The organism is Pseudomonadota bacterium (assembly GCA_026388255.1).
Lineage (GTDB): Bacteria > Desulfobacterota > Syntrophorhabdia > Syntrophorhabdales > Syntrophorhabdaceae > JAPLKB01.
Map to the genome: position 1 here is coordinate 90,936 of JAPLKC010000089.1, position 23,871 is coordinate 114,806.

23 protein-coding genes and 3 pseudogenes are annotated in these 23,871 nt (G+C 41.8%); 18 read left to right on the forward strand and 8 right to left on the reverse strand.

Going from position 1 to position 23,871, the window contains the following annotated elements; all coding sequences use genetic code 11:
- Positions 1-32: 32 nt before the first annotated feature.
- The 3 genes from NT178_12790 to NT178_12800 form a co-directional block, all read right to left on the reverse strand.
- Positions 33-317: a hypothetical protein gene (locus NT178_12790; GenBank protein MCX5813402.1), complete on the reverse strand. Its 285-nt coding sequence runs from the start codon at positions 315-317 to the stop codon at positions 33-35.
- Positions 318-323: 6 nt separating this feature from the next.
- Positions 324-677, reverse strand: coding sequence for a TfoX/Sxy family protein (locus NT178_12795; GenBank protein ID MCX5813403.1), 354 nt, complete (start codon positions 675-677; stop codon positions 324-326).
- 72 nt (positions 678-749) lie between these two features.
- The gene (locus NT178_12800) at positions 750-1,106 is read right to left on the reverse strand and encodes a DMT family protein (GenBank protein MCX5813404.1); all 357 of its coding nucleotides are present in this window, start codon (positions 1,104-1,106) and stop codon (positions 750-752) included.
- 382 nt (positions 1,107-1,488) lie between these two features.
- Between NT178_12800 and rpsU the strand changes: the two genes are divergently transcribed.
- The 9 genes and pseudogenes from rpsU to NT178_12845 all read left to right on the forward strand — a co-directional run bounded on the left by rpsU (position 1,489) and on the right by NT178_12845 (position 10,873).
- Positions 1,489-1,698: a 30S ribosomal protein S21 gene (gene rpsU / locus NT178_12805; GenBank protein MCX5813405.1), complete on the forward strand. Its 210-nt coding sequence runs from the start codon at positions 1,489-1,491 to the stop codon at positions 1,696-1,698.
- Positions 1,698-2,147 (forward strand): GatB/YqeY domain-containing protein, encoded by a 450-nt coding sequence (locus NT178_12810; GenBank protein MCX5813406.1) that lies wholly within the window; start codon positions 1,698-1,700, stop codon positions 2,145-2,147. Before rpsU ends, NT178_12810 begins: the two co-directional genes overlap by 1 nt.
- Before the next feature lie 18 nt (positions 2,148-2,165).
- Positions 2,166-4,466 (forward strand): Smr/MutS family protein, encoded by a 2,301-nt coding sequence (locus NT178_12815; GenBank protein MCX5813407.1) that lies wholly within the window; start codon positions 2,166-2,168, stop codon positions 4,464-4,466.
- Entirely contained in the window at positions 4,463-6,169 is a 1,707-nt protein-coding gene (gene dnaG, locus NT178_12820; GenBank protein MCX5813408.1) for a DNA primase, read from the forward strand. The genes NT178_12815 and dnaG overlap by 4 nt, the downstream gene beginning before the upstream one ends.
- Before the next feature lie 122 nt (positions 6,170-6,291).
- Positions 6,292-6,486, forward strand: a pseudogene (locus tag NT178_12825) (hypothetical protein).
- Positions 6,487-6,813: 327 nt separating this feature from the next.
- A pseudogene (gene rpoD / locus NT178_12830) lies at positions 6,814-7,734 on the forward strand (RNA polymerase sigma factor RpoD).
- A gap of 84 nt (positions 7,735-7,818) precedes the next feature.
- Positions 7,819-8,967, forward strand: coding sequence for an acyl-CoA dehydrogenase family protein (locus tag NT178_12835; GenBank protein MCX5813409.1), 1,149 nt, complete (start codon positions 7,819-7,821; stop codon positions 8,965-8,967).
- A 120-nt stretch (positions 8,968-9,087) separates the two neighbouring features.
- Positions 9,088-9,879 (forward strand): electron transfer flavoprotein subunit beta/FixA family protein, encoded by a 792-nt coding sequence (locus NT178_12840; protein ID MCX5813410.1) that lies wholly within the window; start codon positions 9,088-9,090, stop codon positions 9,877-9,879.
- Between the two features lie 13 nt (positions 9,880-9,892).
- Positions 9,893-10,873 (forward strand): electron transfer flavoprotein subunit alpha/FixB family protein, encoded by a 981-nt coding sequence (locus NT178_12845; GenBank protein ID MCX5813411.1) that lies wholly within the window; start codon positions 9,893-9,895, stop codon positions 10,871-10,873.
- A gap of 427 nt (positions 10,874-11,300) precedes the next feature.
- On the opposite strand, the gene NT178_12850 is transcribed toward NT178_12845, so the two are convergent.
- From NT178_12850 to NT178_12860, 3 genes are all read right to left on the reverse strand, one after another.
- Entirely contained in the window at positions 11,301-11,516 is a 216-nt protein-coding gene (locus NT178_12850) for a DUF2283 domain-containing protein (GenBank protein MCX5813412.1), read from the reverse strand.
- A gap of 110 nt (positions 11,517-11,626) precedes the next feature.
- Positions 11,627-11,785 (reverse strand): hypothetical protein, encoded by a 159-nt coding sequence (locus tag NT178_12855; GenBank protein MCX5813413.1) that lies wholly within the window; start codon positions 11,783-11,785, stop codon positions 11,627-11,629.
- 53 nt (positions 11,786-11,838) lie between these two features.
- Positions 11,839-12,033, reverse strand: a complete 195-nt coding sequence (locus NT178_12860; GenBank protein ID MCX5813414.1) for a hypothetical protein — start codon at positions 12,031-12,033, stop codon at positions 11,839-11,841.
- A gap of 268 nt (positions 12,034-12,301) precedes the next feature.
- Here NT178_12860 and NT178_12865 point away from each other — a divergent pair, with 268 nt between their 5' ends.
- Genes NT178_12865 through NT178_12875 form a run of 3 tightly spaced genes read left to right on the forward strand, consistent with a single transcriptional unit; the run spans position 12,302 to position 14,792 of the window.
- Entirely contained in the window at positions 12,302-13,591 is a 1,290-nt protein-coding gene (locus tag NT178_12865; protein MCX5813415.1) for an FAD-dependent oxidoreductase, read from the forward strand.
- 9 nt (positions 13,592-13,600) lie between these two features.
- The gene (locus NT178_12870; GenBank protein ID MCX5813416.1) at positions 13,601-13,879 is read left to right on the forward strand and encodes a 4Fe-4S dicluster domain-containing protein; all 279 of its coding nucleotides are present in this window, start codon (positions 13,601-13,603) and stop codon (positions 13,877-13,879) included.
- Position 13,880: 1 nt separating this feature from the next.
- A complete protein-coding gene (locus tag NT178_12875; GenBank protein ID MCX5813417.1) occupies positions 13,881-14,792 on the forward strand; it encodes a phosphatidylglycerol lysyltransferase domain-containing protein in 912 nt (303 codons plus the stop codon).
- Between the two features lie 115 nt (positions 14,793-14,907).
- Here NT178_12875 and NT178_12880 read toward each other — a convergent pair whose 3' ends face one another.
- Together NT178_12880 and NT178_12885 are read right to left on the reverse strand one after the other, a co-directional pair.
- A complete protein-coding gene (locus NT178_12880; protein ID MCX5813418.1) occupies positions 14,908-15,633 on the reverse strand; it encodes a flavodoxin family protein in 726 nt (241 codons plus the stop codon).
- A 72-nt stretch (positions 15,634-15,705) separates the two neighbouring features.
- Complete coding sequence (locus NT178_12885) at positions 15,706-16,356, reverse strand: TIGR00730 family Rossman fold protein (protein ID MCX5813419.1); 651 nt, start codon at positions 16,354-16,356, stop codon at positions 15,706-15,708.
- 142 nt (positions 16,357-16,498) lie between these two features.
- Here NT178_12885 and NT178_12890 point away from each other — a divergent pair, with 142 nt between their 5' ends.
- The 6 genes and pseudogenes from NT178_12890 (at position 16,499) to NT178_12915 (ending at position 23,868) form a co-directional block, all read left to right on the forward strand.
- Complete coding sequence (locus tag NT178_12890; protein MCX5813420.1) at positions 16,499-17,275, forward strand: DUF72 domain-containing protein; 777 nt, start codon at positions 16,499-16,501, stop codon at positions 17,273-17,275.
- Between the two features lie 41 nt (positions 17,276-17,316).
- Positions 17,317-18,255, forward strand: a complete 939-nt coding sequence (locus tag NT178_12895; protein MCX5813421.1) for an ROK family protein — start codon at positions 17,317-17,319, stop codon at positions 18,253-18,255.
- A gap of 98 nt (positions 18,256-18,353) precedes the next feature.
- Positions 18,354-18,578, forward strand: a pseudogene (locus NT178_12900) (TIGR04076 family protein).
- Positions 18,579-18,612: 34 nt separating this feature from the next.
- Positions 18,613-19,968 (forward strand): phosphomannomutase/phosphoglucomutase, encoded by a 1,356-nt coding sequence (locus NT178_12905; GenBank protein ID MCX5813422.1) that lies wholly within the window; start codon positions 18,613-18,615, stop codon positions 19,966-19,968.
- A gap of 86 nt (positions 19,969-20,054) precedes the next feature.
- A complete protein-coding gene (locus NT178_12910; protein MCX5813423.1) occupies positions 20,055-22,394 on the forward strand; it encodes a TIGR03960 family B12-binding radical SAM protein in 2,340 nt (779 codons plus the stop codon).
- Positions 22,384-23,868 carry an Rne/Rng family ribonuclease gene (locus NT178_12915; protein ID MCX5813424.1) on the forward strand — a complete coding sequence of 495 codons (1,485 nt, stop codon included), beginning with the start codon at positions 22,384-22,386 and terminating at the stop codon, positions 23,866-23,868. The genes NT178_12910 and NT178_12915 overlap by 11 nt, the downstream gene beginning before the upstream one ends.
- Positions 23,869-23,871: the final 3 nt, after the last annotated feature.

The window sequence follows — 23,871 nt, forward strand, 5'->3', positions numbered from 1 at the left end:
GTCTATGAATTGTTTTAGAGTCAATAATTCTTTCAAAATAACCGGTCCGGAAATTCCTCTGCAGGTTTTGGAAATTGTTTTCTTACCTTCCTCCTCTCTGAATCAGTGATGGATGGATCAAACCAAATCAAGGTCCAGGAATAAATGTCAGAACAAAAGAGGTTTGACTGCACCATTTCCTCCAGCCAAGTTTCTATGGCGTCTATCGTACGATCCACGGGCTCGCCCTGGATAGAGTCAAAATTCCAGGATGTTCCTGAAATCCACCCTCCCGGCGTTAGATGAAACTCCTGCGACGGTTTATCTGCTGATGACATGATGCCCTACCCTACTCCTGCATTGCCTTTCATCTTAGAGGGTAATGATCGGGCATATTCAGCCCCTTTATGTAACCATTCTATCAGATCTTCATCTGATTCATAGCCTTCGGATGAAATCATTACCCAGCCCTTCATAGGTCTTCCGGTAATGTCAAACTCTCTTGCGTGGGGTCTTTTCATTGATTCTTCATAATTATCAGGACCCACGCGTATAATGATATCATCATTCAATATGCCACAGGCCATGTTTCCGTTAAATAAAATGCCTATCCCCCCGAACATTTTCTTTTCATTAAATCCGGGTTCTTCTTCCAAAATTTCACGGACTCTCTGAGCTAAACCTTTATCGTATGCCACGTTATCACCTTTTTTGTTGCTGTCAATACACAAAATCCAGCCGCCACTGCATGTAGTTGGCCGGATATTATTTTATGCGCTGATCAATTTGCTTCGAAATATAAAGAAAACAGCGCCCAGTATACATAGCGTAGCCCACAAATAATCTAATTTAAGCGGTTCTTTCATGTAGAAAACAGAGAATGGGACAAAAACACTAAGCGTTATGACTTCCTGCAATATTTTTAACTGGCCTATGTTCATCTCCTGGTACCCTATCCTGTTGGCAGGAACTTGAAGGAGATACTCAAAGAGTGCGATACCCCAACTGACTATTGCTGCAATTAACCAGGGTTTTCCATTAAGTTCCCTTAAATGCGCATACCAGGCAAATGTCATAAAGACATTGCTACATACCAATAAAATAACGGCTTTAAATACAGGGCTCATTTTTGCTCCATTACAATGTAGCTGATATTATACTGCAAGCTAAATTTCTCAAATATTATGATTAACGATGCAGGTTGTCAAGAACAACGTCTCATGCCAATTCGGATTCAGAGATAGCACCCATAGGGCGCCCGGGCAACGAGGTAACAAAGTTATATGATTGAAGGCTAATTAGTATCAGGAGTGTCCTGACTTTTTTGATACAAGGCCGGAACACTATTTCGCTTTCCCGTCCGCAAACAGTTATCCGGCTGACCCTTGCGGCTGATGGCTTGTGCTGTCAAACGGTACAATTCTGTTGACTTTGGTCGTTATTTCGGGTTTAATTAGCTAATTTAATTTACATATTATAGATTTCATGTATGAAAGGAGGGAAAGATGAATGCCAGCAGTTATTGTAAGAGAAGGAGAGTCTTTCGAAAGCGCCCTTAAGAGATTTAAAAAACAGTGTGAAAAAACAGGGATATTATCTGAAATAAAGAAAAGAGAACATTACGAAAAACCAAGCGTAAGAAAGAAGAAGAAAATGCTTGCTGCAAAGAAAAGAGCATTAAAAAAGCTTAAGAGAGTAATGGACAAAGGTCTTTATTAATGGAATTCAGAGCAAAAATTGAAGATGGTCTTAAGCAATTCTTAAAGCAAAGAGACACTGTAAGACTATCGATTTACCGTATGCTTCTTGCTGCCATCAAGAACAAAGAAGTTGAAAAGCTTAGGGCTCTGACAGAAGACGAATTCTACGGTATTGTAAAAACATCGGTAAAGCAACACATTGAATCAATAGAAAGCTTCAGAAAAGGGAACAGGCAGGATCTCATAGATAAAGAAGAAAAAGAGCTTGAGATTTTGAAAGGGTTTCTGCCTGCTGCCTTGTCAGACGAAGAACTTTCAACAGAGATTGAGGAAGCAATAAAGATCGTGGAAGCAAAAAACCAGAAGGATATGGGAAAGGTTATAAGACACCTTATGGAAAAGTATCCTGGAAGAATCGACGGAAAGGCGTTAAGCGGAATGGTGCTTAAAAGACTGTCTTCACTATAAGACAGTCAAAGCCCCCCTATGGTTGATAAAACACTATCATACCTCGATTATCTAAAACTCCTTGATTTATTTAAACAATATTCGGCAACACCCTATGCTGCCGATTTAATATCATCGCTAAGACCTCTTGGCGCCATCGAAGAAATAAAACTCAGACAGAGCAGGATTGAAGACATTATTGAGGTTATAAAGTGGGACGGGAATGTCCCCTTGTCCGATATTCCCGATATCAGGGATGTTTTGAAGAGGACTTTTATAAAAGACTCAATCCTTGATACAGGCGAATTTTTGATGATGTCAACCTTTTTGAGGGCTTGCGACAACATTGCCAGGTTTTTAAAAAAGGCGCACGTTAAAGGGCAATATATAGAAACAATTCTGGAAAATGTTAATCCATTTCCTCACATCCTTTCTAAAATACTAAAAACCATCAACCCTGACGGATTTATTGAAGACACTGCGACCTATGAATTATCCAAGATTAGAGCAGACCTGTTCTTATTCAGGGGAAAAATAAAAAAGCAGCTCGAAAGAATCATGGAAAGAGAAACGGTAAATCCCGTACTTCAGGATTTTTATGTGTCCATTCGAAACGGGAGATATATTATACCCTTAAAACCCAATTTCAATCAGTTTCTGCAAGGCATAGTCCATGACTATTCCCATACATTGAAGACATCCTTTGTTGAGCCCGTTGAATGTGTAGAGATAAACAACAGCATAAATATGCTTGAGAAAGAGGAAAAGGAAGAGGAAAAAAGGGTTTTAAAAGAGCTGACCGAATATATCCGAAACTATGCCGGTGAGCTGAAAACAGACCTCGACGCCGTTGCAGAACTCGACCTTTACCATTCCATTGCTTTATTCAGTATGAAGTTTGACTGCATAAAACCGGAAGTTGGTCCCGATGAATACATCGATATAAAAAACGCTATGAACCCCTTCATAGCAATATCAAAAAAAGACCGGACGATTCCTATAGACATATTTATGGATACGGGCAAGAAAGCAATGGTGATAAGCGGTCCAAACGCCGGAGGAAAAACAGTTGCTTTAAAAACAATCGGGCTTTTATCCCTCATGGCACAGACGGGTTTATTCATCCCGGCATCCGGAAGGCCAAGGATCCCTGTTTTTAAAAATGTTTTTGCGATTATCGGGGATGAGCAGGATATCTCGATGGAGCTTTCCAGCTTTACTGCCCATATGACGACCATAAAAGAAATATACGAGCATGCCGTTGGAGGAGAGCTTATCCTGATTGATGAAATCGGAGGCAATACAGAGCCTCAGGAGGCCTCTGCCCTTTCAATGGGCGTCATCGATGCCTTTGTTGAAAAAGGGTGCAGGGTAGTCGTAACAACTCACCTGAATCTTCTAAAGGCCTATGGCTATACAAACCCCTTTGCCATCAATGCGGCTACGGCTTTTGATATGGAAAAGATGAAACCACTCTACAAATTAACCTATGGAATGGCAGGCTACAGCAATGCAATCAGTGTCGCAATAAATATTAATGTCCCGGAAAGGATCATCGAGAAAAGCTATGAATATCTGGGAACACAGGAGCATATGCTCAATGAGCTTGTAAGCGCATTGGAAAATGCGAGGAAAAAGGCAGATGAGGAACTTGCGGAACTTAAAAACACAAAAGAAGAATTAAAAAAGAGACTTGCCCTGGTAAGGGGGAAGAAAGATGAAATTATTAAAACATTTGAAGAAAAATACAACCTCAGGTTATTGGAATTGGAAATAGAATTGGAAGAGATAAAAAAAGAGATTGCAAAAAATGAAAAAATGTCTATAAAGATAAGTAAGGAAAGATTAACAGCTTTAAGAAACAAATATGTTAAAAATCCGATAAAAAAACCTGATGATATTAAGATCGGTGATTACGTATTTGTTAATAGTATGGGGGGAAGCGGTTATGTTACAGATATTGATAAGGGGGGGGATATGTATGAGGTTGTGATAGGGAACCTCAGAACAAAAGTCAACAAATTTCTTGTCAGTAAAACCTTAAAAACAAAAACATTCAAACCGGTCAGGAAAGAAGCTGAGGTTATCATAAACGTTCAGGACATTGAAATATCTGAGTTGAACCTCATGGGATTGAGAGTCGAGGATGCATTGGAAGAGCTTGACAGATTTATAGACAAAGCCGTTGTCCGGGGCACATCAAAAGCCAAGATTATTCACGGAATAGGAACGGGCAGGCTGATGAATGCAGTAAAAAACCGTCTGCTTGAAACAAAATACATAAAAAATATTGAAAGAGACGAAAGGAACGCAGGGATAACATTGGTAGAACTTTTATGAGATCAACTTTGGAAGAACTACTTAACAGAGTAAACATCGTGGATGTTGTTTCTCAGCATGTTAAATTAAGGAAAAGTGGTAAAGATTTTATCGGCTTATGTCCATTCCACAGCGAAAAAACACCATCCTTTACGGTGAGCATTGAAAAGCAGATATATTATTGCTTCGGATGTCATGAAGGGGGCAATTTAATCAATTTTATGATGAAATTCGAAAATATGACCTTTCAGGAAACCCTTGAAAACCTTGCGCATGAATACGGGGTTGAGATTAAGAAGGGAGGCACAAAAAGGTCAAATTCATTTGATGCAATGTTGAAACTGGCTGATTTTTACCATCATAACATTAAAAACACCAGGTCTCCCCGCGAGTATCTCGCCGGGAGAGGAATAACCTCTGATGTTATTGATGAATTTAAGATCGGTTACAGTGACAGGTCAAGACATGTAATCCAGACATTTATAAAAAATGCCGGTATACCAAGAGATATCCTTTTGAATACAGGGATTTTAAGGATTAAGGATAATGATATATACGATATATTCATGGGCAGGATTGTAATCCCGATTTTTGATGTAAACAAAAAGGTTATAGGCTTTGGTGGAAGAACAATTGAAAAAGACGGGTTCCCCAAGTATATAAATTCACCTGAATCCCCTATCTTTTCAAAGGGCGCATCATTGTTCGGTATTGACAAAACAAGAAAATACATAACCGAAAAGAACGAAGTATTCATTGTCGAAGGATACTTCGATTTTATTGCCTTATATACAGCAGGTCTGAAGAACGTTGTTTCCACGCTTGGTACATCGGTAACGGAGGTGCAGCTCACAAGATTAAGAAATTATACCGAAAATATAACCCTTATGCTTGACGGTGACGAAGCAGGCATAAAAAGCGCCTTAAAGTTGATAGGCCGGCTTTCTGATATGGAGATTAACGGCAGTATGGTTGTATTACCCGATGGCAATGACCCGGATAGCTTTATAAAGAAAGAAGGGATAGACGGCCTGAACAAGGTCATCGACACAAAAAAGCCCATACTGGATTATTACTTTGACTACTGCATGGCAAAGTGGGGAGTAGGAACGCTGGAAAACAAGAACCAATTTATAAAATCTGTTCTGCCTTACATTGAAGGCATAAGAAGCGGTGTGAAAAAAAGGCTCTATATAAAGAGATTGTCGGAATTAACCGGGGTGGAAGAATATCATTTCGGGGAAGGATTAAAGGAGAAGGCAACAGAACAACTCTCCGGCAACCATATTTCATCGAGTATTATCGAAAGAAGGGTTATCGGGGCTTTGATAGGCAAACCGGGTATGCTCGGGATATTCAAAGAAAAGGAGGTGATAAATTACATAAAAGATGCCGAAATAAAAGAGATATTGTTGAATATGTGTGAGTTTTTTGATGAAAAAGGAGACATGGAGGTAAACAATTTTATTAACGTCCTGGGAAAGGATAGTTTGAGAGATTTGGTAACAAATGCTGTTTTTGATGTAGCGGGGTATGAGGAGAATGAATTAGAGAAGGTTTTGCTGGATTATTTCAGGCATGTAGAAAATAAATCCATAAAAGTTAAAGCAAAAAAAATTACGGAAAGGTTATTAGAAGCAGAAAAAAGGGGAGATGAAAAGGAGATCATGGAGCTTCTTAATGAGAAACAAAAGGTGCTGGCATTTTTTAAAACCAACCAATAAAAAGTGAGGTAAAAATGGCCGATAAAGCGAAGATATTTTTTTCTACTGATGAAAATCAGGAAAATAAAGAAATGTATCTTATCGTAAAAGGCAGTGATAAACCCGAGAGCATATTCGATGATATGGAGCTTTTCGATCTGGAAGGGGAAACCGAAACAAATCTTGCAGATACTGAAAAATTTGAAGAGGTTTTTAACGCTGATCTTGAAGAAGTATATGTTGATGAACTGGCTAATCCCATCAGACATTATATCAAAGAGATGGCTGATCTTGCATTGCTCACACGTGAAGGTGAAAAAGATATTGCCATTCGAATGGAACAGGCCAAAGAAGAAATCAGAAAAGTTATTCTTTCTTTTCCAGGCACTGTTAAAGAATTATTGAATGCCCTGTCATCCCTGAAAACATCAAATGCAAGTATGAAAGACATAATTTTCGGCGATGACGAAGAAGATGATGAAACAGAAAGCGACATAGAATTACAGAAAGAAAAGATAATTGAGCTTCTGGAAGAACTGAAATGCGTCTATCTGCAATTTAAAGATAACGGCAACGGCAACAGGGCAAAATACAGGGCAAAAATAAAGGCAATAATCGGCGAAATTAATTTGGGTAAAAAAATTACCGAAAATATTACCTGCAGGATAAAAAAGTATGTTGAAAGGATTTGCAGGATTGAAGTTGATATGGAAAGATGTTGCAAAGGCAGCAGTAAGGAAAGGGAGATGCAATTATCTACACTCAATAAAAGACTGGAAAAGATTGAAAAGGAGGCCGGGGCTTCTGCGAAGGAACTCAAGTTTTATCTAAATAGGATTGAAGATGCCGAAAGGAGATGCCTCTGCGCAAAAAACGAATTGGTGAAGGCCAATCTCAGATTAGTGGTAAGCATAGCAAAAAGGTATATAAACAGAGGGCTTTCCCTTTTGGATATAATCCAGGAAGGCAACATCGGATTAATGAAAGCTGTAGACAGGTTTGAACATAAGCGAGGTTATAAATTCAGCACTTACGCCACATGGTGGATACGACAGTCAATTACAAGGGCGATAGCCGATCAGGCAAGAACGATCAGGATCCCAGTCCATATGATTGAGACTATTAATAAAATTTTAAAAGCATCGAAAGAGCTTGTGCAGGATCTCGGCAGGGAGCCTCTTCCCGACGAAATAGCAGATTTGATCGGGTTTTCTGCAGATAAGGTAAGGAAAGTTTTAAGGATAACAAAAGAACCGATTTCTCTTGAAGCGCCGATGAGCGACGATGACGAGACTCACCTTGCTGATTTTATTGAAGATAAACAGGCACAAACACCGCAGGATACTGTCATATCCTTTGATCTTATGGAACAGTTAAACAAGGTGCTCGCCACTCTGACGCCGAGAGAAGAAAAAGTGGTACGCATGAGGTTTGGTCTGGGAGAAAAATATGATCATACCCTGGAGGAGGTCGGGCAGGTCTTTGACGTAACAAGAGAGCGGGTGAGACAGATAGAAGCAACGGCATTAAGAAAACTGAAGCACCCTATGAGGGCAAATAAATTGATAGGTTTTGTTGAAGCATAGTTAACATTTTTGCTTGACAAGTCGGATCTATTTTAAATATTGTATACAAATTAGCAGTAATATATTTTTCAATGGGGGAATATTATGGATTTTCAATTAACAGAAGAACAAGGGTTTTTTAAAAAAACTGTTGCCGACACAATAGACAAAATAGTTGCCCCCAGGGCTCAGGAAATAGATGAGAAGGATGAGTTTCCATGGGAACTATGGAAGGAATTTGCGAAGCTGGGCTATCTTGGATTGCGTTATCCTGAAGAAATAGGCGGTTTAAATGCAGATAAGATCATGTGCATGACTTTTTATGAAGAGATTGCTCGCGGCTCTGTAGGCTTCGCCCAGAGTGTCATAATGAATATTCTTATGGGAACATATTTCATATACCGTTTTGGGAGTGACGCAATCAAGGAGCGGTGCCTGTATCCTGCAATGAAAGGGGAAAAGATTACAACAATGTGCTTCACGGAAGATCAGTCAGGCTCCGACCTCGGCGCCACAAGAACGCTGGCTGTTCGGGACGGAGACGGCTGGCGGATAAACGGAACGAAAATGTGGATTACAAACGGACCCATATGTGATTTCTGTACTGTCCTGGCCACAACAGATCCGTCAAAAGGTTTGAAGGGGCTGAACTTTTATTTAGTAGAAAAGGGAACGCCCGGTTTTTCAAGCGGTCAGATTATCCACAAGCTTGGATGCAGGGGCACTGTTACCGGGGAACTTGTATTCGATAACGTATGGGTGCCATATGAAAACCTACTCGGCGACGAACCTGGAAAAGGCGTATCCTATGTAAGCGATATCCTGGACGAAGTACGGTTAATGACGGGCGCAATGGCCCTTGGCATCGCAGGGGGGGCATATCGTGAAGCATTGGAATTTGCAAGAAAAAGGGTAGCCTTCGGACAACCTATAGGTAATTATCAGTTGATAAGAGAGAAATTTGCCGATATGGATACCATGATGAATGCAGCAAGGCTGATGATTTACTATGGCTCGTGGTTGCTGGAGAACAACATGGAAAGCAGGGTTGTTGCCGCTGAAGCAAAGATGTACGCAACTGAAGTATGTCTTAAAGTAGTTGATGAATTGACAAGAATTTATGGTGCTAATGCCTTTGCCTATGAATACAAGTCCCAGAGATATTTCAGGGATGCGCGATTCCTCCTTTACGGCGGAGGAACGCATGAAGTCTTGAAGGATTTTATTGGAAAAGTTATAATAGGAAAATTGTAAATTGCGAATATAGAATTTAGAATTGCAAATTTAAAAATCCATATAAAACTAATCGGTTTTTATTTGTAAATCCTGAATCTAAAATCCGTAATATCAGATTGGAATAAGGAGGCTGGTAAGTTGAAAATTCTGGTATTTATCAAGCAGGTTGCAGATACAGAGGCAAGAATTTTAATAAAAAGCGATAAAAAATCGCTTGAGATTGAAAACAAGTATAATATGAATTTTTTTGATGAGTTTGCTGTTGAAGAGGCCGTAAGCATCAAAGAAAAAACAGAAGGAACCTGGATTGCAGTTTGTACGTATGGCTCCAAAAGGGCCATTGAAGCATTACGGACAGCCATCGCAATGGGCGCTGACCAGGCGTTTTTACTGGATAATACCGGTCTGGATAGCGATGACCCGTTGATTACAGCAAAGATTCTGGCTGCTTTTGCAAAACAGGAAGGCTTTGATCTTGTTTTGTGCGGCAGACAGGCAATTGATGATGAAAGTTCAAATATAGGTGCGATGGCGGCTGAATTTTTGGGGATACCCCATGTGAGTGCGATTATGAAACTGGATATTGTAGATGGAAACAAGGCATTAGTGGAAAGCGAGATAGAAGGCGGCAGGGGAACCATAGAAGTGCAATTGCCTGCGCTTTTTACTACCCAAAAAGGGTTAAATGAGCCGAGAGTCCCGCTCATTACCGGTGTTATGAAGGCAATGAAGGCAAATATACCGGCGATAGACCCCTGCTCCCTGGGTTTTGCACGGGAGATATTAGATTCAGGCGCAGCGAAAACAAATGTGCTTTTTTATGAAACTCCGCAAAGCAGGCCTCCTGTTAAGATTATTGAAGGAACAACGCCGGAGGAAAAGGTAAAAGGCCTGATAAAGGTTTTAAAAGAAGAAGCTAAAGCATTATAAAAGAGGAGCGGATATGTCAAAGGATATATTTGTATTTATAGAATGTAAAGATGGTGCAGTGCGGAAGGTATCATTCGAACTTCTGTCAAAGTCAAAAGAGATTACTGAAAATACTTCCTCCAATTCATATGCAGTGCTTATAGGTAGTAATCTCAGGCATACAGCAGAAGAATTAAAGGCTCATGCCGATAAGATTATCATTGTGGATAATGATATTCTACAGGAATACAGGTGGGATACCTATACGCATGTAATGGAACGTCTTATAAAAAAATATAATCCCCATATGGTTTTCGGGGCCTCCACTATAACCGGTAAAGACCTTTTCCCAAGGCTTGCCGCAAGACTGGATGCACCGATAGTCTCTGATGCAATCGGCATAGACTTTGAAGGCGAAGATGCAAAGATTAAAAAACCGCTTTTTGGAGGGAAGATCATTTCATGGGTTGCATTCAAAGGTGGTAAAACTGCATTTGTAACATTCAGACCCAATACTTTCTCAATTGAAAAGAAGATGCTGAACGGTGAGGTTATTGAAGAAACGGTGGATGTACAAAAAGACACGAGGGTGAATGTCCTTGGCGTAAATAAGGCCGGCACAAAAAAAATTGATTTACAGGAAGCGGATTTTATTATTTGCGGCGGCAGGGGCATGAAAGGCCCTGAAAACTTCCTGGCACTTGAAGAAGTCGCAGATATCATGGGAGGAAGGGCAGGAGCTTCCCGTGCTGTTGTCGACGCCAAATGGAGAGACTATGACGACCAGATAGGGAAAAGCGGTAAGACCATATCTCCAAAGCTTTATATAGGCTGCGGCATATCAGGGGCCCTTCATCATACAATGGGGATGGATACATCGAAGGTTATTGTTGCAATCAACAAGGATCCGAATGCCCCTATATTCCAGTATGCCGATTACGGCATAGTTGATGACCTTTTTAATATATTGCCTATTCTGAAAGAAGAACTGAAGAAGACAAAAGAAGAATTATAAGCAGAAGGCAAGGACCGGAACCGGATTACCTGTATAATCCAGAGTCCGGTGGGCAAGTCTAAAAAGCGGTCCTTTTTCGGCTATCTTCAAACTCTCAGCAAACGGTGCTGAGAGTCAGTAAGACAAGGACTGTATTCGGTTTATAAGGATTAAAGAGTTTTCTAAAACTGTTTTAGAAACGTACCTCATTGCGCCCATCACCCGGCATAGACTTTCTGGCCTGCCCCCTGCATTTCTCTGTCTCTATTGGCTTTGGGGAGGTTTCGGTATTTTCAGCAACAGTTTCTGAAAATGTTTTAGAACACCTTCTCACGATTTGCAGTTCCGGAACCCGTTGCCGTGAATAAGGCGTTATGGTAAGTGAAATAAGTGAATGATGTCCCGACTGTCCCCTCCGTCTGAAACTGAGACATACTTTACTGTTTCTTTACGAGGCCATGAGAGCAATGTCTTCAAGCGTTACTTTTTTGAAGACATCCTTGCTGCCGAATCTCTTTACTGCATCAAGTATCTCTATACCAGCAATCTTCCCGTCAGGATCATAATCAACGACGATTCCTTCGGCAACATGCTTTGTTGTGACTGTAGTTTCAATAAAGCGAATATATAGTGCATCCACTTTCGAATCGTAAGAAATTCTAATGACTTTCCCTCCTGTGAGCAATGATAAGTATATACCGTAATCACAACAATTTTATTCTCTTCTTCAACAAAGACAGGCTTCACCTGTTTTATCTGGTAATATTTCTTATTCTACATTGCTTCATATATATATTCCCTTTTGCATTCCAGGCGTCCCGATTCAGCAGGCTGCCATTCAGACGAAGTAATTGTTTCAACAACCTCTTCCTTTGTTGCCCCTCTTGGAACAAGCTGTTCTGCGGCATGGGCCGAAAGTCTTATTGGCTTCATATGTTACTCCCTTGTTCTATCGGTGTATTAAATTTCATGGTGTTCCATTGCCCTCAATAATGCGTATCTCCGGGGATGTCCTGCATCTTTGCCATTTTGATGCTGACGGGATGGGTCGGGTCGGAAAGTTCAAGATAGACTTTTTCGATGGCGGTAAGCTTCTGCTTGCCGTTCCAGTCGCTTGCCTGCGCCGAACCTTCGGCAGGCAGGCCTTTGAGTTCGGGGAGGTCGTTAAGGTGTTTGAGCACTTCGCATTCGGCGGTTTTGATCTCGTCGGGGAAGTATCTTCAGTGTTGACTTTCCGGATATTTCAGAAATCGTTGACACTGTGTCAACGATTTTCTCTGACACGTCCTCAAGTCTTCAATTGTAACGAGCAAAACGTGCATAGCCCGGTATCTGTTTGCTGGTGGAAAACAAAAACAGTGTTCCGGCTGCATCCGGTAATAAAGTCCGGAACCCCAATCAAATCTAAAGTTGATTATTCAAGAAAAATAGTTTAAATATGAATTAATTATGGAAAAGATTGATGTAGTCATCGTCGGGGGAGGGCTTTCAGGGCTTTCATGTGCGTATATGCTTGCAGAACAGGATATGCAGGTAATTGTCGTCGAGAGGGGAGATTTCCCCGGCAGCAAAAACGTAACTGGCGGGCGGCTATACATCGAACCCATACGGGAACTTGCCGGAACCATGCTTGACGGCGCCCCATTTGAAAGAACGGTCGTAAGGGAAAGGTGGAGCCTGCTGGGAGAAGGAAACTCCGTCGGAATAGACTTTACCGGGGAAAAATTCAGACATGCAGCACATAGCCATACGATACTCAGGGCACATTTTGACAGATGGCTGGCGGACAGACTGATGGAGAAAGGTGTTTTTGTCATACCCAAATACAGGGTGGATTCTCTGTTGTGGGAGGGCGGAAACGTGGCAGGCATAAAGGCAGGTGAAGAGGAAATATACGCAAACGTAACAGTTGCAGCAGACGGCGCCCTTTCCTTTATGGCTGAACAGGCCGGACTTAAGCCGAAAATGAAGCCGAAGGCCTATGCTGTCGGCATTAAAGAAGTTATTGAGCTTTCTGAAGAGAAGATAAACGACAGATTTAATGTGGATAGGGGCGAGGGTGTTGCGCAACTTTTTGTGGGGGATGTGACAAAAGGTATGTTTGGCGGCGGGTTCCTGTACACCAACAGAGAAACGATCTCTCTCGGCATAGTGGTTGGAATAAGGGCGCTTATGGAAAAGTCCCCGACCATAGAAGCACATACGTTAATAGACGCCTTTAAAGAAAGATATGAGGTTAAACGTCTTATTGAAGGGGGGACGCTTGCAGAATACGCTGCCCATATAATCCCGGAATCAGGCTATAACGGCATATCGAAACTTTACGGGAACGGCATACTGGTAACCGGTGATGCAGCGGGCTTCGCCTTGAATATGGGCGTAACGGTAAGGGGTATGGAGTTTGCCATAGCTTCAGGTGTGATTGCAGCAGAGGCTATTATAAGAGCAAAAGCATCTAATGACTATTCGGCACAGACACTTTCCTATTATGAAAACAGGCTGAAAGAAAGTTTTGTATTGAAAGACCTGTATAATTGCAGAGAGATGCCTGAATTTCTTGATAACAGTGATTTTTTCTCATATTATCCGAACCTTTTCCCTGCCCTTGTTGAAAAAATAATGTGGTTCGGCAGGGAGCCCAAGGAAAGGTTGAGCAAGACTATATGGGAAGGACTGAAAAATTCAGGAGCACTGAGCATGAAAAGGTTAAAAACACTCTACGGAATGAAAAAAATATAGGTGAGTCACATGAAAGTTGATGAAAAACTTGCCCTTGATGCATTCAAAACAGATAAAGACAGCCATATTCAAATACGCCACGATATATGCAGGACTAAATGTAAATCAAAGTACTGCCTGTATGTCTGTCCTGGTCATCTTTACACATACAACGAAGATATGGACGAAATAACGGTAGAATACGCAGGATGCCTCGAATGCGGGACATGCAGAGTAGCGTGTATTGAAGGCGCAATTGACTGGACATATCCAAGGGGGGAGTTCGGGATTCAGTACAGGTTCGGTTAACATGTCAAAAATACCGGAATTCCCCGATTTCAAACCTATTGAGTTACAAGACCGTGACATATTCCGTGAGATATTAAAACAGTATCAACCCGGTATTTCCGAGTGGACATTTACCAATCTTTTCATATGGCGGGCCCTTTATGGTTTTCAGTGGTCATTATATAAAGACTGGTTAATGGTAATCTGCCGGGATGCTAAGGATGGCGTCTATGCTATGGAGCCCATCGGACCGTCATCGAGACGTGAAGCTGCCGTTGTCCTCCTTGAATGGCTTTCACAGGAAAAGAACGGTACAGATCCCCGTATCGAGCGGGCGGATAAATTCCTTGCCTCAGAGCTTGACGGCTTGAAACACCTTGCAGTTGAGCCTGTCAGGGAGCATTTTGATTATGTCTACCTGCGAGATGATCTTGTAACCCTTGCCGGGAACAGATACCGTTCAAAAAGAAACCATATTAACCAGTTATTTCGTTCATACAAATTTGAATATGAGACTCTGGATCAACATCATATAGATGAATGCTTGAAGCTTCAGGAAAAGTGGTGCCTGTTAAAGCGTTGCGAGGAAGACCTGAGCCTTTCCAGCGAATGGGAGGCTGTCCGTGAAGTGTTGCACCATTACAGCGTCCTTGAACTGAAGGGCGGGGTGGTTACAGTTGAAAACAAAGTTATGGCCTTCACAATAGGCGAATTACTCAATGACGAGACGGCGGTCGTGCATATCGAAAAGGCCGATCCGGATATGCCGGGATTGTATCAGATTGTAAATCAGCAGTTCTGTGAAAAGGTATGGGAGAATGTGCTCTATATCAATCGTGAGCAGGATCTGGGTCTACCGGGCCTGCGTGAGGCCAAGCTTTCCTATTACCCCCACCATTTTGTCGAGAAATACAGGGTTATCCTCAAGGCATGAAAAATATCTGATATAGGCGATACAAAGGGTTTATTTCATCTTCGCCTGCCAGGTTCCTACAGGCTCTGACCCAGCAGGCACCATTATCCCTTACAGTTAATGATCGGAGGATTTTTTATTGCTTAACGGTCTCGCCTAATTTTTTCTGTAACCAGGATTCATATTTAGCTGCCGCAACAAGATACTCATCCACTGTATAAGGGGGTACATTAAGTTTTTTCAATATGTCAGGGTTTATTGATCCTTTTAAGGCAAGCTCTTTCCCTGCCTCTTTAATAAGGGATACGTGTCCATCTAATCTTTCCGGTTCCATCTGAATGGCAATAGAGCCGGATACACATATCTCGGCAATGGCCTCGGAGCCAAAATTCATCGCCTGCCCGCGATATGTGGCAATAAGTGGTTCAAATGTCTCCATCTCTGGAAAACCTGCCGTTGATATGAGTATGAATTTTGCCGGCAAGCGCCATGAATAGGAGTGCCTTACTCTGCCAAAACGGTCTTTAGTTAAAAAACCCTGCAAACAGCAAATAGAGCGGTCCATAACTCTCTTTAACTGTGCGGACATGTTATCCGTGTACACAGGGGTCGCAAGCACCATGATGTCCGATCTCTTCATTTCTTTGTATATTTCTTCCATATCGTCTTTAATTGCACATTCCCCTAATATTTTATGCATACAGGAAAGACAGGCCGAACATGGAGATATATTTAAGCCGGCAACATTAAATTCTGTCACTTCTGCGTTGCCGTCAATCAACCCCTCGACGAAACCCTTGAGCAGTCTTCCTGTTACCCCTTTCTGTCCCCTTGCACTGCCGTTCAAAATCAAAACCTTCATAGCACCCTCCTTTATCCAGGTATAATTTGCAATCTACGATGTCTTGTCAAAACAAAGTGATCGTGAACGGAATTACAGGATAACGAATTTCTTTATGTATTCGGTAATCTCTTCCGGGTCATCCATAATCTTGAATATGTTCAGGTCTTCTTTGGAAACCTTGCCCTGAGACAGAAGGGTTTCGTTAATCCATTCCATGAGTCCACTCCAGTATGTGGAATCTACAAGAATAACAGGGAAAGGTCTTACTTTTTTTGTCTGGATAAGAGTGATAGCTTCAAAACACTCATCCAGCGTTCCGAATCCGCCGGGCATAATAATGAAAGCCATGGCATATTTTATAAACATAACCTTCCGTATAAAAAAATACCGGTAACTTAACTTGAGTGTTGAATATGGATTCGGTTTCTGCTCAAAGGGAAGTTCAATATTTATCCCCACCGATTTTACTCCAGCTTCTTTTGCGCCTCTGTTCGCAGCTTCCATTACGCCGCCGCCCCCGCCGGTAATGATATTAAAACCGTTTTTACCAAGCATCTTTGACAGCTTAAATGCCTTTTCATAAAGGGCTTCGCCTTTTTGACACCGCGCACTGCCGAATATACTGATAGCAGGATTTATATCGGAAAGGTTTTCAAATCCTTCAACAAATTCAGACATAATATGGAACAGCCTCCATGTATCTTTTAATGTGAATTCATCGATTACATACTGTTTTTCCATGGACGCTCCTTTTTGCCTTGAGATTTAAAATATTCGCATATATTATTTAGATATTGGCAAAATATGTCAAATTAAAACTTAGAATTATGAAAATATAAAAATTAAAGAGTCAAAGACTGTAAGCTGTGAACAAGGCTTTATTATGGGAGATATACTTATAGGTACAAGCGGTTTTTCCTTTGATGACTGGGTAGGCGAGGTATATCCTGCACATATAAAAAAGCATGAAATGCTGCCCTATTATGAAAAGACATTCGGATTCAGGGCACTTGAAGTAAACTATACATACTACTCGATGCCTTCAAGGAAAACTATGGAGTCTTTTTCGATGAGAACATCAAGGGATTTTTCATTTGTGGTAAAAGCCCACAAGGGCATGACCCATGAGAGGGCCGGCAATCTCAAAGAACAATGCAGACTCTTTAAGGACGGGATAAACCCTCTGGGCGACAGCCTTAAGGCGCTTCTTTTTCAGTTTCCCTATACATTTTTGCCTGACAGCAAAAATATAGATTATCTAAAGACACTGCGGCAGGAGTTTGAAGATTTTGTATCAGTAGTAGAATTCAGGAACGCAAAATGGTCTGATGATGGATATATTGATATTCTCAGAGATCTGTCTTTCGGTTATTGCATCGTTGATGAACCGAAACTGAAGGGCTTGTTGCCTTTTCACCCTGCCCTGACGTCAGATACAGGGTATTTCCGGTTCCATGGAAGGAACAAGGCATGGTTTAATGAACCGGTAAATGTGAGATATGATTATCTTTACTCGGAGAAGGAGCTTGAAAAATTCGTTGAACCGATAAGGGATATTGCAAATAAGGCAGGGAATACCTTTGTATTCTTCAACAACTGTCATCTGGGTAAGGCAGTGAAAAATGCACAGATGCTGAAGGAAATGCTCGGCAATAAATAAAGGCAAATGGCAAATGGCAAATGGCTAAAGGGGTACGACATATGCGTATAGGTATTGATATTGGCGGCACAAAAATTATAGCCGGTCTGGTTGATAAATCAGGCCTGGTGACCTTCAAAAAGAAAATCCCTACTGAAAAGGAAAAGGGTTACACAGGGGTAAGGGACAACATTGCCGGATTAATAAGGACAATTGTTAAGGAAGGCAATATTAAAACAGAAGAGATAGAAAGGGTCGGCATAGCCTGTGCCGGGCAAATTGATAAAACAACTAAAAATATACTGTTTTCGCCGAATCTTGATTGGCATAATGTGCCCTTAAGGGGCGACATTGAAAAAATGTGCGGCATAGACACTTTTATTGAGAATGATGTAAATGCAGCAGTATACGGTGAATGGAAATTCGGATTGAAAGAAGTTCCCGATGATGTAATCGGGGTGTCTTTTGGCACCGGAATCGGGGGCGGTCTTATTATAAACAGGAGGCTGTACAGGGGGTTTTCATATGTCGGAGGCGAGGTGGGGCATATTACGTTAAATCCTCACGGGTATAAATGCGGCTGCGGCAACACAGGCTGTTTTGAGGCATACTGCGGGGGCTCACATATAATAGAAAGAGTAAGGACTGAAATTGAGGAGGGATATCGAGGGAAAATATGGGACATAATAGAAGGCAACATCGGTTCACTCCATACAGGCCATATCGAAGAAGCATATCTGCTGGGAGATATGCTGTGCATAAGAATATGGGGAGAAGTTATTGAATACGCGGGTGTTGCCCTGGCAAGCCTGGTAAATCTATTAAACCCTGAGGTTGTAATACTTGGCGGCGGGGTTATATACGGGTCAAGATATTTTATAGAGGATGTAAAAGCTGTCATGGAGAAAAGGGCAATGAAAGCATCCCTTGCCGGTTTAAAGATAGAGAAGGCGCAGCTCGGCGAAGATGCCGGTATTGTGGGCGCAGTCTTTGTTGAGTAAACTACGGGGGATTTCCCGCTGAACTTTAAGGAGGTAAAAATCATGGCTGAAGAAATGAGGATCGGCTATCGGGTAATCGGTACGATAAAAGAAGCAAAGGGGAATGCAGCACAGGACATAGGGTAGGAGATAAAATAGAACTGAGCGGGAGCAATTCCGGCAATATGTGCTGTTTTTTCTATCATCAACTCTTTCCCTATGTTATTATGCTACAGTTTGGCGGCGGTTTCCCTGTCGAGTGGAGAGACCCTGACGTTATTGAGCTTCAGTGTATTGATATGAAGAACACTGTCAAGATAGAGTTAAGACGTATAAAAGAATAATGTAACTTCTTTGCATTTAACAAGGGAGGCATAAATGAATAAAGAGATTTTCAGGGAGTATGACATCCGGGGTACGGTGGAACATGACCTGACCGATGATGTTGTGAAGAATATCGGCAGGGCTCTGGCGACCTATATGTCTGATCAAGGCAAAACAAATGCGTCTGTGGCAAGGGACGGAAGGCTCAGTTCGGAACATTTTAAAAATCTGATTGTTGAAGGCATGGTTGAGAGCGGCCTCAGTGTCGTTGATCTCGGACAAGTGCCCACCCCTTTATTTTACTTATCCCTTTTCAATCTCGGGATGGAGGGCGGTATTATGGTAACGGGAAGCCACAACCCGCCTGAGTTCAACGGTTTCAAGGTAGCTTTCGGAAAAACTACACTTTTCGGAGATGAGATACAGGATTTGAGAAAAATAATAGAGGGCGAGAGATTTGTAAAGGGAACAGGCTCCTTCAGAGAATATAAAAATATCGTTGAGGATTATTATACGTTCTTGCGTGGGAACATTAAACTGAATAAGAAATTTAAGGTTGTAATAGATGCCGGAAACGGTGTTGGAGGCGTGGTTGCTCTCCCTATTATGAAGGAAATGGGGCAGGAAATAATAGACCTTTATTGTGATGTGGACGGGCGTTTCCCGAACCATTTTGCAGATCCGACAGTTGAAAAAAATCTTGTTGCCCTGAGAAAAACAGTCATTGAAACAAAGGCCGATGTAGGAATAGGTTATGACGGCGATGCTGACAGGATCGGCGTAATTGATAATGAGGGAAACATTATCTGGGGCGACTATCTCATGATAATCTTTGCGAGGGATATCTTTAAAGATAAAAAAGGCGCCTATTTTGTGTCTGAGGTAAAATGCTCGCAAAATCTCTATGAAGATATTGAAAAGCACGGCGGCATTCCTATTATGTGGAAAGCAGGTCATTCACTGATAAAGCAGAAGATGAAGGAAGTCAACGCCGTACTCGGCGGCGAGATGAGCGGTCATATGTTTTTCGCAGACAGATTTTTCGGATATGATGATGCCATATACGCATCTTTGCGGCTCCTTGAGATCATGGAAAGAGATGGCAGGCCTGTCTCCGAGTTTCTTAAAGACATCCCGAAGCTGTACTCAACTCCTGAGATACGGGTAAGTTGTCCTGACGAAATAAAGTTCGATGTAGTTAAAAAACTTACCGAATATTATCGAAGCAAGTTTAACATTATCGATATAGATGGTGTAAGAATAGTCCTTGATGACGGTTGGGGGCTTGTAAGGGCTTCGAACACAGGGCCTATCCTTGTTCTGCGGTTTGAAGCGCAGACTGAAGAAGCGCTGGAGAGAATCCAGAAAATGGTCAATGTAGACCTTGACCGGATAATAAAGGAGAGATAAAATTCAATCAAGAATCATTAATTAAGAATTTCAATTATCCCTTCTCTGTTCTTAATGCCCCATTCTTCATTGATTAAAATTATATTATGAAAACCATACCCGGCAATATTATGAAACCTGCCCGTTACACAGGCATTGAACCAAACAGGATCATGAAAAATCCTGAGGAAGTCTCTGTACGTTTTGCCCTTTGTTACCCGGATATATACGAAATTGGGATGTCCTATTACGGATATTTTCTTCTATACGAGCTTGCGAATACCATAGAAAGCGTATGGTGTGAAAGGTGCTTCGCGCCCTGGTATGACATGGATGATTATATGAAGTCTAAGGACATGCCGTTATGCACTATAGAGTCCGGAACACCGTTGAGTCTGATGGATCTGGTCGGTTTCTCCCTTTCCTACGAGTTGAATATAACAAATGTGCTCAACATGCTTAAACTCGGCAAAATACCATTAAGATCTGAAGACAGGGAGAAAGGCCCTATTATCATTGGCGGCGGCCCTCTTATGCTGAACCCGAGACCCTTTGAAAAGTTCTTTGATCTGATTGTTATTGGCGAAGCAGAGGAAACACTGGTTGAAATGCTGAATGTTTTTAAAAGTTTAAAGGGAGGTAACAGGGCAAACACTATCAGGGAACTGGCAAAGCTCGAAGGCGTCTATTCCCCTTTATATCCGAAAGAATCCGTGAAAAGGTCATATATCAAAGACCTTGACACCTCATATCACGCGTTAAAACCCCCTATACCCGTGTCCGGAAGCATCCATAACAGGCTGAATGTCGAGATATCGAGAGGCTGTGGAAACGGTTGCCGCTTCTGTATGGCAGGATTCGGATACAGGCCATACAGGGAAAGATCCTTTGAGAGGATTAAGGAGATCATAGATATCTCCATAAAAAACACGGGATATGAAGAAATATCCCTGCTTTCATTGAGCTCCGGCGACTACAGCTCCCTGTTTCAAACCATCTCCTATATAAAAGAGCGTCACAAAGGGATATCTGTTTCGTTGCCTTCCTTGAAAATAGGCAGCATAAGCGAAGACGAAATCGGAGCAATAGCCGGTATCGCAAGGACCGGGTTTACCTTTGCCCTTGAATCCGCGTCTCCCGGCATAAGATGTATGATTAATAAAAACATCGATGTTGACGTGCTTTTCAATCAATTACCCCTTCTTAAAAGATGCGGATGGAGAAAACTGAAGATGTACCTCATGATAGGCTTCCCCTGGGAAAAGGAAGAAGACATATCGATAATCAAAGAAATTGTCCGGAGATTTGAACAGGCTGGCATGGATATAAATCTGGCAATTTCTCCCTTTATCCCAAAGCCGCAGACGCCTTTCCAGTGGCTGCCCATGGAAGATGGTGATGTCCTGAGAGAGAAGATGTCCATGATAAGAATGCTGCTGCGGAAAAAGGGTAAAGCAGTAAAATACAGGGATGTTGCAACAAGCATGCTTGAGGGCATCATCTCAAGAGGCGATGCATCACTGTCGCCGCTTTTTGAATACCTTGCAAGCAAAGGCGTAAGACTTGAAGCATGGAGAGAATTTTTTAAACCCGGGATTTACCATGAATGGTTCAATGAGAATGGAATAGACATGGAGAGGTACCTCGGGAAAAGGGGATTTGACGAACCGCTGCCCTGGGCATTTGTTGATACAGGAGTCGATAAGTCTTTCCTCATTGAGGAAACAAAAAATGCTGAGCTTGGCAAACTCACTACGGACTGTTATTCAGGCTGCGCAGAATGCGGGATAGGATGTGAAACAGGGGTTAGGGGCCAGGGACCAGGAGCAAGAGAGCAGAGGCTGGAGGTCGGAATGGAAGAATTGCCCATTGCCCATTGCCCATTGCCCATTAAAACACCCATTCAAACCGGGAAATACGAAATACAAAATACGAGATACGGGATTGCAAAGAAATATACCATTCGCTATGGAAAATACGGTAATGCAAGGTATATCGGTCATATTGACGCCATGGATATCCTGCTCCGGGCACTTCGGGTTTCCGGGGTTTGGATAAAAATGCACGGAAAATACCATCCAATGCCGAATATTGCCCTATCCGATGCACTGCCTGTCGGGATTGAGAGCTTCTGTGAATTGATGGAGATAGAAACAGAGGTCGACACTTTTTCGGATAACAAGGTGTTGATAGAAATGAACAGGATATTGCCCACGGGTATGAAGATTTTTGAAATTGTTGAGAGTAACCTGAAAGATATGGTAAAAGAATATACATACATTTTAATCTCCGGTGAAAATCAAGAGCTGGAAGAATTAAAAAAATGGAGAACCAACATCAAAAACGGTTTTTATATTTGGAAGGGCAAGGGGATTAAAACGCTGTGGCAAAAAGGAGTATTCAACAGGATAATAAAAGTAGAGGATAGGAAGATACATGGGACCTGAACTGATCATCAATGTAACCTTCAATGAAATTCGTATGGCCTTTCTGGAAAACAGCATACCTGTGGAGTTTTTTATTGAAAGGAAAAACGATAAAAATATGGTGGGAAATATTTTCAAAGGCAAAGTAGCGAGGATTGTACCTGGAATGGACGCTGCCTTTGTTGATATAGGGCTTGAAAAATCAGCTTTTTTATATGTCGGCGATATAATGCTGGACAAAGCTATGTACGAAGAATATGAAGATGCAGACCTTGTATTCCCCGTTGAGATGAATGAGAGAATAGAAGGCGTATTGGAAGAGGGACAGGAATTGATCGTACAGGTTTCGAGAGAACCTATAGGCCAAAAAGGAACTAAAGTCACTTCAAAAATAACGCTGCCCGGAAGACTGCTTGTTCTCATGCCGTCAACTCAGCATTTCGGCGTATCAAGACGGATAGACCAGGAAGAAGAAAGAAAAAGGCTGGCTGATATGCTCAAGGAGATATGCCCGAAAGGGTTCGGCCTCATTGCAAGGACCGCTTCCGAAAATAAAACAACAGAAGAACTGTCAGGTGACCTTAATTTTTTAATGAGGATATGGGAGAACATCCATGAAAGGGCAAAAACCACAAGGGCGCCTTCCATATTACATCAGGACCTGGGATTGATTTTACGGGTTATCAGAGATCTCCATTCACATAACCTGAAAAAGATAGTCATTGATGATGAACTGCTTTTTAAAAAGATTGAGGAGTTCTTAAAGGAATACCTTCCGGAAGAAAAATGTGAAGCAATTTACTTTGATGAAAAAGACCCGATATTTGAAGCATACGGGATTGAAATTGATGTTGCCAAACTTGCACAGAAGAAAATATGGTTAAAATCCGGGGGGTATATCGTAATAGATTATACCGAGGCTTTGACGGTTATTGATGTCAATACCGGCAGGTATCTCGGGAAAAAAGGTCTTGAGGACACAATCTTGCGAACAAACCTTGAGGCCGTGAAAGAGATTGCATACCAGATAAGATTAAGGAACATCGGTGGAATCATTGTTGTAGATTTTATAGATATGGAGAGGAAAGAATCGAGAGATATGGTCTTTCAAGCGCTCATGGAAGCTCTAAAAAGGGACAGGATAAAAACTTTCGTATATCCCATCAGCGAAATCGGCCTCGTCCAGATTACGCGGAAAAGGACAAGGCACAATATAGTCAACATGCTTACGGAGACTTGCCCGAACTGCGACGGCTCAGGGTATATAAAATCAAGATACACAGTTTGCTATGAAGTGTTAAGAGAGATCAGAAGCTTCTGCAGGAACGAAGAGGTCGATAGTTTGAACGTCTATCTATCTCCCGAAGCAGCAAGCTTTATTTATGAGGAAGAGAAAAGCTCAATAGAGTACATAGAAAATACCCTTAAAACAAAGGTTAATCTCATAGCCAATCCTGATTTCAGCATTGACAGGTTCCAGGTAGTAAAAGCATAATAA